This window comes from Polyangium mundeleinium, assembly GCF_028369105.1.
GTDB classification, from domain to species: domain Bacteria; phylum Myxococcota_A; class Polyangia; order Polyangiales; family Polyangiaceae; genus Polyangium; species Polyangium mundeleinium.
In genome coordinates this window covers 7115667-7126786 of sequence record NZ_JAQNDO010000001.1, presented here as the reverse complement: position 1 = coordinate 7126786, position 11120 = coordinate 7115667, and the positions used below count along the sequence as shown (strand labels likewise).

The following is an 11120-nucleotide window of genomic DNA, read 5'->3' as shown; positions in this document are numbered from 1 at the left end:
AGCGAAGGAGCTGATATGGTTCCTCCGATGCAGGAGCCGGAGCTCCCGGAGCGGCTGGGGAAGTATCAGATCAACCGCAGGCTCGCCTATGGCGGCATGGCCGAGGTGCTCCTCGGCCGCCTCACGGGGACCGACGGCTTCATGAAAGAGGTCGTCGTCAAGCGGGTGCTCCCGCAGTACGCGTCGAACGACGAGTTCATCGCGATGTTCCGCGACGAGGCGCGCATCACGTCGCGCCTTCATCACGGCAACATCGTGCAGGTCGTCGAGTTCGCGGAGGAGGGCGGCCAGTACTACCTCGTCCTCGAGTACGTCGACGGCCCGAGCCTCGGCGCCACGCTCTACGAGCTCCGCAAGCGCGGCGAGCGCCTCAGCATCCCCGAGGTCGCGCACATCGCGGTCGAGACCGCGCGCGGCCTCGACTACGCGCACCACAAGCTCGGCGAGGACGGCCGTCCCTTGCTCATCGTCCATCGCGACGTGAGCCCATCGAACATCCTCCTCTCGCGCGAGGGCGTCGTGAAGCTCGCCGACTTCGGCATCGCGCGCGCACGCGAGCGACTCTCGCCCACGCAGGGCGGCGCAGGCACGCTCAAGGGGAAATTCGCCTACATGGCGCCCGAGACCATCCTGCGCGGCCGCCTCGACGCGCGCTCGGATCTCTTCTCGTTCGGCGTCGTCCTCTTCGAGATGCTCACGGGCAGGAGCGCGTTCACCGGCGAGACCGAGGCGCACACCATCCAGCGCGTCACGACCGAGGACCTGCCACCCGCGTCGAGCCAGAACCGCGCCGTCCCGCCCGAGTTCGACGAGATCGTCCACCGGCTGCTCGATCGCGACCCCGACAACCGCCCCTCGCGTGGACTCGAGATCGTCGACGCGATCGGCAAGCTCCGCCTGCATACCTCGCCGCCGCCGAGCGAGCTGCTCATGGAGACGATCGCGCGCCTCTTCCCGATCCACCGCCACGAGGCGCGGGATCGCGCCACGGTTCGTCCGGCGAAACCACGTGTCATCGTCGTCGATGAGTCGCGCACGCTCCGCGCGCTCGTCCGCGCGAGCCTCGGCCAGCGGTACACTGTCATCGAGGCCTCCACGGGCGACGAGGCGCGTGCCGCGATGCGCGGCGCCGTGCCCGATGCGATCGTCTGTCAACGGACGCTCCAGGGCATGTCGGGGCTCGAGCTCTGCCATTCGATGCGCGAGAACCCGCGCCTCGCCGACGTCCCGTTCATCTTGCTCGCCGCCGACATCACGCCGGAGCTCGAAGCAGAGGCGCGCGTGATCGGCGTGCAAGCGGTGCTGCCGAAGCGCTTCGATCCACGCCAGCTCGAAGCTACGTTGCAGAAGATTCTCGAATCGTGACGCGGGCCGATCGTTCGGCCGCTCGTCATTTCCTGGGGGGAGGGGAGCGCGTCATGAACGATACGGAGCACCTGTTTCGACAGCGACCTCGCTCCGACGAGGAGCTCTACGAGCGGCTCGCGGAGATCACGAAGGACGAGCTCCGCAGGGATCTCGTCGCGCGCCTCGCCGCGCACGGCGCGCTCCCGCGCGAGGTCCCGATCTACGTGCGCGCCTTTGCCTTCCTCGGCCTCACCACGTCGGATCTGCCCGCGCTCACCCGCGTGCTCCTCGACGCGCGGGCGCCGATCGAGGGGCGCGCCGTCGCGCTCGCGCTCGTGCGATCGGTTGATCCGACCCGCGCGCAGGAGCTCGCGCGGCAGGTCACGCAGACCGAGCTCCTCGCCATGAACGACGCGCAGCTCCTCGTGGTGATCGCGGGCATCGCCACGGCGCCCGCGCGCCTGCCCGAGATCTCGGAGAAGGTCGCGCGCCAGCCGCTCGAATCCCGCCTCGCGCGTTTCGAGCAGATCGAGCGCCTGCGCAAGCGCGCGCGGGTCCCTGCGGCGTTTCTGTACGAAGACCTCATCCGTCGTGACGATCTCGGCATCGGCGACGTCGCCGTGGATCGCATCGTCGAGGAGGGCGGCGCGGCGGCTGTGTGGCTGTGCGAGTCGCTCTGGCACGAGGCGCCGAGCAAGGCGCCGCGCGCGCGCTGGGCCGACGTCCTCGCGCGTGTCTTTCGTTCGTCGGGACGCGCGAGCGTGGAGGGCGTGCGCGCTCTCGCGTTCGCCTCGGAGCGGGGCGAGGACGGCGCGCGCACGGCTGTGCTCTCCGTGGCGAGTCCGCTCGACGGATCGCTCACGCTCGCGCGCGTGCACGTGGATGCGAGCGGCGCCCTCGCGGACGGCGCGCTCACGACGCTCGCGGACGAACGTGACCTCGAAGATTGGCTCTCCGCAGGTCCAGCGCTCCTGCCTCGCCTCCCGTCTCCAATGGCCTCGATCGCGCCTTGGGTCGAGGACGCCGCGCGCCGCACGCGCACGCCGCCGCGCGCAGCGCCATACACCTTCGCGGCGGCGTGTTGGTTCTCGCTCGCCGCGCGCAGCTAGCCCACGATCGCGTCCTCCACCTCGACACCCACGGGGCAGTGATCACTGCCCGTCACGTGAGGCGAGAGGAACGCGCGCTTGAGGTGCTTCACCGCGCCTTCCGACGCGAGCACGTAGTCGATGCGCCACCCGACGTTTTTCGCGCGCACGCCGAACCGCTGGCTCCACCACGAGTAGTGCCCGGGCCCCGGCTCGAAGGCGCGGAACGTGTCCACGTAGCCGGCGCGGATCCACCGATCGAGCTCCTCACGCTCCTCCGAGGTAAAACCGCTCGTCTTCACGTTTTCCTTCGGCCGCGCGAGATCGATCTCCCGGTGGGCCGTGTTGAAATCGCCCATCACGAGGATCGGATCACCACGGCGCCGCCTCGGCTCGAGCACGTCGAAGAGGCGCCGGTAGAACGCGAGCTTGAACGGGATGCGGCTGTTGTCGCGGTTTGGCCCGCTGCCGTTCGGGAAGTACACGTTCGCCAGCGTGAGCCTCCCGAAGCGCGCGATCTGCACGCGCCCCTCGGCGTCGAACGCTGCGTCCTTCATCGATGTCGTGATCCGATCCGCCGGCAGCCGCGAGAGCAGCCCCACGCCGCTGTAGCCCGGCCGCTCGGCCGACGAGAACGCGCGCAGCCACGCGCCGCCGATCGACTCCAGGCACGGCCCGAGCTGCGCCTCCTGCGCGCGCACCTCCTGGATGCCCACGATGTCAGCCCGCTCTTCCGCGAGCCACGTGCAGAACCCTTTTCCGAGGACCGAGCGCAGCCCGTTTACGTTCCAGCTCACGATCTTCATGCGTCGAAGACAGCTCTCTAGGGTTTGGCCGGGTCGTGTCAAGGAAAACCGGTCCCTCGCCGGGAGGAGCCGAACGCTCGCTCGTTTTTACCCGTGCAGCGGCTCCCGTGTCCGAAGCACCAGGACATCCCATCGAGGAGGGACCCGCATGCACACGCGCGTTTTCGCCATCGCCCTGTTGATCCCCGCCACGCTCGCCACCACGTCCTGCCGCAAGCAGGAGGAGATGACGACGGCCGAGGCGCTGCAAGCCGTGCAAGAGGCCAGCGTCTCGGGCGACGCCGAGAACGTCACCTCGGGCAGCATCGAGATCACCACCGACTTCACCATCGGTCAGGCCGCTGAGGCCGCGGCGCAGGAGATCCGCGACTTCGTCACCTCGCAGCTCCCGTGCGCCGCCGTCACGCTCGCGGGCGCCACGCTCACCGTCGAGTACGGCAAGAACCCCGGGAGCTGCACCTACAAGGGCAACACGTACAGCGGCACGCACGAGATCACAGTCACGAAGAACGACATGAGCGATGTCGTCGTGAACCATACGTGGACCAAGCTTTCGAACGGCCGCGTTGAGGTGAGCGGTACGGCCGAAGTCACGTGGAGCGCGAGCGACAAGACCCGCCACGTCGTGCACGAGCTCGACTGGACACGCCTCTCGGACGGCAAGACCGGCAAGGGCACGGGCGATCGCACGCAGCGGCCGCTCGAAGGCGGGCTCGCCGAGGGCTTTCAGGTCGACGGCGCGCGCGCGTGGACGGGGCAGGGCGGCACGTGGGATCTCGCGATCGAGGGCGTGCAGTTCCGCTGGGTCGATCCCGTGCCGCAGGCGGGGACCTACAGGCTCGCCGATCCCAAGGAGCGCTCGATCGAGATGAGCTTCGGGCGTGTCGACGAGGACACCATCAAGGTCACGCTGAAGAGCAGCGCGAAGTCGTTCTCGTTCAACGTCTCGAAGGCGGGCGCCGTCTCCGAGTCCTGAGACCTCGGCGCATCGGGCGGGGCAGGGGAGCGCCGAGCGGGCAGACAAAAGCAAAACAGCCGAACCCTTTCGGGATCGGCTGTTTCACATACTGCATACAGGGAGGCGGGGTGGACGGGACTCGAACCCGCGGCCTCCGGCGTGACAGGCCGGCGTTATAACCGACTTAACTACCACCCCAATGTGGCGAACTGCGTCGTCGCTGTTTCGTTCTCGCTGACGGGGCCGGTGTTTACCAACCTTGTTTCCCGTTTGCAAGCCCCTGTTTTCTTTTTTTTCCGCCTCCGACCTCGCATCAACTTCGATGGGGAGTCGGGTGGGCGGGACAGGGTTCGAACCTGCGACCATCGGCTTGTAAGGCCAATGCTCTACCGCTGAGCTACCCGCCCTGACGGAGAGGCCGCGGAGTCTACTCAGGGACCCTTTTCCGTCAAGAGATTTTTTTCTGGGGCGGATCCCGCCACGGCAAACTTCCGCCTGCCCGGACAATCGGGCTAGAGTCGACGCCGCGGGCGCACGATCGAAGGCGCGCCCTGGCCGCTTCGGGCGGCCCGAGGAGGAACGGAGAGTCGCATGACGGAGCGGATCGGCATTCTCGCTGGCTGGGAGCAGTCCTTCCCCCAGGCGTTCATCGATCGGTGCAACCGGGTCCCGGGCATCCACGCGGAGTTCGCGAAGATCGGAGGGACGCCGGAGCGCTTCGTCTCTCCGTACCGCGTCCTCGTCGACCGCATCAGCCAGGAGGTCAAGCACTACCGCTTCTACCTCAAGGCCGCGGCGCTCGGCGGCGCGTACGTCATCAACGACCCCCTCTGGTGGAGCGCCGACGACAAGTTCTTCGGCTACTCGCTCGCCTCGCGCCTCGGCGTCGCCACGCCGCGCACGGTGATGCTCCCGCAGAAGGACTACATCCCCGCGATCGACAAGAACCGCTCGCTGCGCAACCTCGAGTTCCCGCTGAACTGGGAGGCGATCGTCGACTACGTGAAGTTCCCCGCGATCCTCAAGCCCGCCGACGGCGGCGGCTGGAAGGACGTGACGGTCGTGCGCACGCCGGGGGATCTGCTCCGCGCCTACAACGACTCGAACCTCAACGTGATGACGCTGCAGGAGTTCATCGACTTCGACGACTACGCGCGCTGTATCTGCATCGGCCGCGAGCGTGTCCTCACGATCCAGTACGACCCGAAGCAGATCGGCCCGACCGGGCTCCGCGGTCGTTACATCTTCCGCGACCAGGAGCGCTGGCTGCCGCAGGACCTGCACGACCGCATCGTCAACGACGCGCTGCGCCTGAACCACGCGCTCGGCTACGACATGAACTCGGTCGAGTTCGCCATCAAGGACGGCGTCCCTTACGCGATCGACTTCACGAACCCCGCGCCCGACATGCACATCGAGCATCTCGGCGAGCGCTTCTTCGACACGGTCACCGACTGGATGGTCGACTTCTGCGTCCGCGCCGCCAAGGAAGGCCGCACGATCCGCGACCGTTACGCCTGGAGCAAGATGGCGGCCGAAGTCGAACCCATCCGGTGGGATAGAAGCACGTGACCCTCTGCGAGCGGCCGTCGAAGCACCCCTTCACCGCCGCGCTCGACGCAGCCGTCGACCGCTACCACGACGCGCTCACGGCTTACGTGGATCGAGGGGGCGAGGATCACCTCGCCCTGCTCGAGCGTATGGTGGCGCGAGGCGCCGTCTTCGCCGGTCGTCCCCTCTGCACGTTCCTCCGCCCGAACTTCGTCCTCCGCGCCCAGTACAACCTGCTCCTCGGGGCGCTCAGGCACTTCCGCAGCGCCGTCATCAAGGCCAAGGACCTCATCCTCGCGGAGCCCACGCTCCTCGAGCTCATGGGCCTGACCGACGGCGAGCGGCGGCTCTTCTCCTACAACCCGGCCTTCGAGTCCGTCGGCGTCGTCACGCGCCTCGACGCGATCCTTGCGGGCTCCGAGCTCTCGTTCGTCGAGCTCAACGCCGAGGGCGCCTTCGGCCCGAGCTACGCCGACCGGCTCACCGAGCTCTTCGAGGCCTTCCAGCCGATGCGCGAGTTCGCGCGCGTCTCGCCGATCACGCCGGTCTACGCGGGCAACTCCCTCGTCGGATCGATCCTCGACGCGTGGCACGAGTTCGGCGGGACGCACGTCCCGAAGGTCGCCGTCGTCGACTGGCAGGAGGTCGCGACGCGGACCGAGTTCGACATGATCTGCGAGCGCTTCCGGCTGCACGGCATCCCGGCGCGGTTCGTCGATCCACGCGAGCTCGAGTATCGCGACGGCAAGCTCTCGGCGAAGGGTGAGGAGATCGATCTCGTCTACCGCCGCGTGCTCACGAGCGAACTGCTCGGCCGCGAGGACGAGGTGCGGCCGCTCATCGAGGCGTACAAGGCGCGCGTCGTGTGCGTCGTGAACAGCTTCCGCGCGAAGCTCCTCGACAAGAAGGTCCTCTTCGCCTTGCTCTTCGATCCGCGCGTCACGGCGCTCTACACGAAGGACGAGAGCGTCGCCGTGCGCCAGTTCATCCCGTGGACGAGGCACGTCGAGGAGATGAAGACCGAAGGCCCGGACGGCGAGGAGATCGACCTCGTCCCGTGGGCTCGTGACAACCGCGCGCGCCTCGTGATCAAGCCGAACGACGAGGTCGGCGGGCGCGGCGTGGTGATCGGCGCGAACGTGGAGAGCAGCGTGTGGGAGCGAGCGCTGAAGCTCGCGCTCATCGATCCGTCCGTTTTGCAGCTCCGCGTTTCATTGCCGACGGCGATGTTCCCAGAGGTCGGCGCGGCGGGCGAGCTCTACTTCTCGCGGCGCCACATCGAGCTCGATCCGATCCTGTTTCGGGGCGAGCTCGGCGGTATGCTGGGCAGGTTATCCGCGACGAACATGTGTAACGTTCATGCGGGGGCGGGAACGGTCCCCACGTTCATCATCGAGGGAGATTCATGAGCACCACGGTCCAGGGTCTGCTCGACGGTCAATTCACGCTCGGCATCGAGGAAGAGTTTCAGATCGTCCACCCCGAGACGCGCGAGCTCCGCTCGTACGTGAGTCAGCTCCTCGAGGGCGGGAAACACTCGGTCCTGCGCGAGCGCGTGCGGCCCGAGATGCACCAGTCCGTCGTCGAGACGGGCACGGGCATCTGCCGCGACATCCGGCAGGCGCGCCAGGAAATCTGCGAACTGCGTGGGGAGCTCAGTGCGCTCGCGGGCAAACACGGCCTCCGGATCGTCGCGGCCGGCACGCACCCGTTCAGCGACTGGAAGAAGCAGGAGATCACCGACGGCGAGCGCTACAAGGTGATCGTCGAGGACCTGCAGGACGTCGCGCGCGCGAACCTGATCTTCGGCCTCCACGTCCACGTCGGCATCAAGGACAAGGAGGTCGCGATGGCGCTCGCGAACCAGGTCCGTTACTTCCTGCCGCACCTCCTCGCGCTCTCGACGAGCTCGCCGTTCTGGCTTGGTCGCTCGACGGGCCTGAAGAGCATCCGCAGCGAGATCTTCAAGCGCTTCCCGCGCACGGGCATCCCGGGCCACTTCGACTCGTACGCGCAGTTCCAGTCGTACGTCGATCTGCTCGTGAAGACGGGCTGTATCGACAACGCGAAGAAGATCTGGTGGGACGTCCGCGCCCATCCGTTCTTCGACACGGTCGAGGTGCGCATCTGCGACATGACGACGCGCATCGACGACACCGTCGCGCTGACGGCGCTCATCCAGGCGCTCATGGGCAAGCTCTATCTGCTCTACCGGAAGAACATGGGCTTCCGCGAGTACGCGCGCGAGCTCATCGAGGAGAACAAGTGGCGCGCGCTGCGCTACGGCATCGACGGCCAGCTCATCGATTTCGGCAAGCAGGAGCAACTGCCCGTGCGCGTGCTCATCGGCGAGTTGCTCGACTTCGTCGAGGAGGCCGCGGCCATCTTCAAGTCCGAGGCCGATCTCGACCGCGTCCGCGGCATCCTCCGGGAGGGGACGAGCGCGGACAAACAGCTCGCCGTCTTCCAGAAGACGCAGAGCGTGCAGGCGATCGTCGATCACCTGATCGAGCAGACCGCGATGGGTGCCTGAGCGCCCGCACTCGCGCCCGTCCGCGCCAAAAAATCAAAAAGATCCGGCTACTTGGCCTTTGGTCAGGCGCCTTTTGTCACCGAGGATTTCTGTCCGGGCCCTCCGCGGTGATACCGTGCGCTCGTGGGAACGAAGAGAGCGTTGCATCGGGTCGCCGCCCTCGCCGTGACGGGGCTCGTGGTGTCCGTGGGAGCGGTGAGCTGCACGTCCACGGAGTTCATCCAGGAGCCGCCGGGTCAGCCGACCGATCGCGCTTCGGGCGCCGTGCCCGTGGGCGCGATCGGGGTGTGCAAGCGCGAGGGGACGAAGCGCCCGCCCGTCGTGAGCGAGAAGCTTTGGGAGCACGCCAAGCCGTGCACGACGAAGACGCCCGAGAAGTACGTCCGGCTCGGCTACTCGGACAAAGAGGACCCCGGCGTCGAGGCGCAGAACGAGCAGATCCTCGCGGCGCTGCGCGAGGGGCCGAAGGAAGACGGCGGCAACAACCAGTTCGTCGCGATGCTCCGAGGCGTGCGTCAACGCTCGCTCGACATCCCGTCGCTGCGCTACCGCGTCTCGCGCGACACGACTTCGGCCGGCGCCTGCGACTTCACGTACATGCTCAACACGATGGGGAAGTCGCGCGAGAAGATCGAGCGCGACGCCTGCACGGCCGAGGTCTACGACTCCGAGGAGCGCAAGGAAGTCTGCCTCTTCGACAAGCCCGAGGGCCTGTGGCTGACGTCCGGCTGGGCTTGCCTCATGAACGTGCGCGCGCTCGGATCGGATCAGTCCTGCCATCGTTTGTGTGCATACGATGACTACTGCGCGCGCCAGGTGAGCTGCGCGGGCGCGGACATCGATCTGCTCCTGTGCGCGATGGGCGTCTGCTTGCCCGAGCAGACTGGCCTGTACTGAGGAGGCGCTCGGCCCGTCGCGGAGGCGGCGGGCTACTCGCCGTACGGATCGTTGGTGTCGACCTTGGGCGCGCCGCCCGTCGGCGCGGCCGTGGTGGCTCCGCCCGGCAGGCGTGACGGCGGCCTCCACCACGGGGGCGGATACCAGAGGCCGTCGATGCGCTTCCAGCCGCCGCCAGGGTTCGGCGGGAGAAACCTGTACCCGCCACCGTCGGGCAAGCCGCCGTCGAGCACGTCGGAGCCCGCGTCGCCTGCGTCGGTCCCTGCGTCGGTCCCTGCATCGCTGCCCGCGTCGCCTGGTGTCCCCGCGTCGCTCGGCGCGCTTGCATCGAGGGCGAGTGTGTCCTCGCTCGGCGCGGTCGCGGAAGGAGCGGCGCTCGCGGGAGGTGCAGCGCTCGGCGCAGGCGCGACGCTCGCAGGCGGCGGAGGAGGCGTGGGGGCATGCGTGGCCTCGGCCTTGGGCGGAGGCAGGAGCCAGCGAAGGGCCGGCGGGACGAGCGGCTCGGCCGCGGGCAGATGGCCCATGCGAAGCGCCGCGCCCGCGCCGCCGAGCGCGCCGACGAGCACGAGCACGAGCCACGGCCAAACGGACGGCTTGCGCTTCGACGTGACGAGCGCTGCCGGCGCAGATGGCGGGGGAGGCGGCACGCTGGGGACGACGATCGCCGGAGGCGGCGGAGGCGCGGCACCCCCGCCGTCGAGCGCGATCGGGATGATGCCTTCGAGCGAAGCGCCACGCGACGACGGCGTGCCGCCGCGACGACGTGACATAGACCCGTCGGCCCTCCGCGATGCAGGCGCTTCCGCGGCTTCGACCCCGCGCGCGTCCGCAGCCTGGATCGCGGCGGCGATCTCCGCGCGGCGCTGCGACGATCGTTCGCCCATCAGTTGGCGCACAAACGAAGAAAGGTCGCCGTCCGTCACGGCCGCGCCGATGGCGTTCGTGATCTGATCGAGCGCGCGTTGCATCTCGGCGCAGTCGACCCAGCGATCCTCGACGCGCTTCGCGAGCGCGCGCATCACGACGGCCTCGAGGTCCGGGCGCACCGAGGGGACGAGATCGCGGATCGGGACGGGCTCGGTGCCGACGATGTTGTCCATCGTCTGCTTGTCCGTGCTCGCCTTGAACGGGTGACGCCCAGTGATCATCACGTACATGAGGATCCCGAGCGAGAAGAGGTCGGAGCGCCGATCGAGCCGCTCGCCGCGGATCTGCTCGGGCGACATGTAGTGCGCTTTGCCCTTCAGCATGCCGGGCACGCGCGTGATGGTGACGCTCGCCGTGGCCTTCGCGACGCCGAAGTCGACGATCTTCACGATCCCGTCGTACGAGACCATGACGTTCGCAGGGTTCACGTCGCGGTGCACGAGGCCGAGCGGGCGGCCCTCGTCGTCGCGCATCTCGTGTGCGGCGTGCAGGCCCGCGCAGGCGCTCGAGAGCATGCGCAGGAGCAAGGGGAGGGGAAAGCCGCCTTGATCCTTGGCATTGCGGTTGATCACGAAGAGCGACTCTCCGTTGATCCACTCCATCACGATGTAGAGCACGCCGTTCTCGTCGCCGAGGTCGAGGATCTCGGCGACGTGCGGGTGCCGGATGCGCGCCGCGAGCCGCGCCTCGTCGAGGAACATCGCCTCGAACTCGGGATCTTCCGAGAGGCCCGGCAGCATCGTCTTGATGGCGACGATCTTCTGGAAGCCGCGCGAGCCGACCATGCGAGCGGCCCACACGGCGGCCATCCCGCCCTGCGCCACGGGCATGAGGATCTCGTAGCGTCCTAGCGTGACGCCGGGCTTGAGATCTCGGTTATGAAGCACGAACGAGGATCCTCTGGGATGCGTCCTCGGCAGCGGGACCGCGAGGGAAAAGGGGAGCGAAGGCTACCGCGTAGGGGAGGGTGTCACGATCGCCGCTTGCGGCTCAAGAAGAAGCAGCGGAATCGC

General features: G+C 68.1%; 9 protein-coding genes and 2 tRNA genes. 7 read left to right on the top strand and 4 right to left on the bottom strand.

What is annotated here, in order from left to right; all coding sequences use genetic code 11:
• Positions 1 to 15: 15 nt before the first annotated feature.
• Complete coding sequence (locus tag POL67_RS28200; protein WP_271922546.1) at positions 16 to 1365, top strand: serine/threonine-protein kinase; 1350 nt, start codon at positions 16 to 18, stop codon at positions 1363 to 1365.
• Between the two features lie 53 nt (positions 1366 to 1418).
• On the top strand, positions 1419 to 2456 hold the full coding sequence (locus POL67_RS28195; RefSeq protein WP_271922544.1) for a hypothetical protein: 1038 nt from the start codon (positions 1419 to 1421) through the stop codon (positions 2454 to 2456).
• Here POL67_RS28195 and POL67_RS28190 read toward each other — a convergent pair.
• Positions 2453 to 3241, bottom strand: coding sequence for an exodeoxyribonuclease III (locus tag POL67_RS28190; RefSeq protein WP_271922543.1), 789 nt, complete (start codon positions 3239 to 3241; stop codon positions 2453 to 2455). The two genes, POL67_RS28195 and POL67_RS28190, sit on opposite strands and share 4 nt — an antisense overlap.
• Positions 3242 to 3389: 148 nt before the next feature.
• Between POL67_RS28190 and POL67_RS28185 the strand changes: the two genes are divergently transcribed.
• Positions 3390 to 4217, top strand: a complete 828-nt coding sequence (locus tag POL67_RS28185; protein ID WP_271922541.1) for a hypothetical protein — start codon at positions 3390 to 3392, stop codon at positions 4215 to 4217.
• 106 nt (positions 4218 to 4323) lie between these two features.
• Here the strand turns inward: POL67_RS28185 and POL67_RS28180 are convergent.
• Positions 4324 to 4397 (bottom strand) — tRNA-Asp (locus tag POL67_RS28180).
• A gap of 137 nt (positions 4398 to 4534) precedes the next feature.
• Positions 4535 to 4606 (bottom strand) — tRNA-Val (locus POL67_RS28175).
• A gap of 184 nt (positions 4607 to 4790) precedes the next feature.
• Here POL67_RS28175 and POL67_RS28170 point away from each other — a divergent pair.
• From POL67_RS28170 to POL67_RS28155, 4 genes are all read left to right on the top strand, one after another.
• A complete protein-coding gene (locus POL67_RS28170; RefSeq protein ID WP_136929672.1) occupies positions 4791 to 5771 on the top strand; it encodes an ATP-grasp domain-containing protein in 981 nt (326 codons plus the stop codon).
• A complete protein-coding gene (locus tag POL67_RS28165) occupies positions 5768 to 7159 on the top strand; it encodes a hypothetical protein (RefSeq protein WP_271922538.1) in 1392 nt (463 codons plus the stop codon). Before POL67_RS28170 ends, POL67_RS28165 begins: the two co-directional genes overlap by 4 nt.
• Positions 7156 to 8283 (top strand): carboxylate-amine ligase, encoded by a 1128-nt coding sequence (locus POL67_RS28160; RefSeq protein ID WP_271922536.1) that lies wholly within the window; start codon positions 7156 to 7158, stop codon positions 8281 to 8283. Before POL67_RS28165 ends, POL67_RS28160 begins: the two co-directional genes overlap by 4 nt.
• 123 nt (positions 8284 to 8406) lie before the next feature.
• Positions 8407 to 9180: a hypothetical protein gene (locus POL67_RS28155; RefSeq protein WP_271922534.1), complete on the top strand. Its 774-nt coding sequence runs from the start codon at positions 8407 to 8409 to the stop codon at positions 9178 to 9180.
• Between the two features lie 32 nt (positions 9181 to 9212).
• Here POL67_RS28155 and POL67_RS28150 read toward each other — a convergent pair whose 3' ends face one another.
• Positions 9213 to 10994, bottom strand: a complete 1782-nt coding sequence (locus POL67_RS28150; RefSeq protein ID WP_271922532.1) for a serine/threonine protein kinase — start codon at positions 10992 to 10994, stop codon at positions 9213 to 9215.
• Positions 10995 to 11120 lie beyond the last annotated feature (126 nt).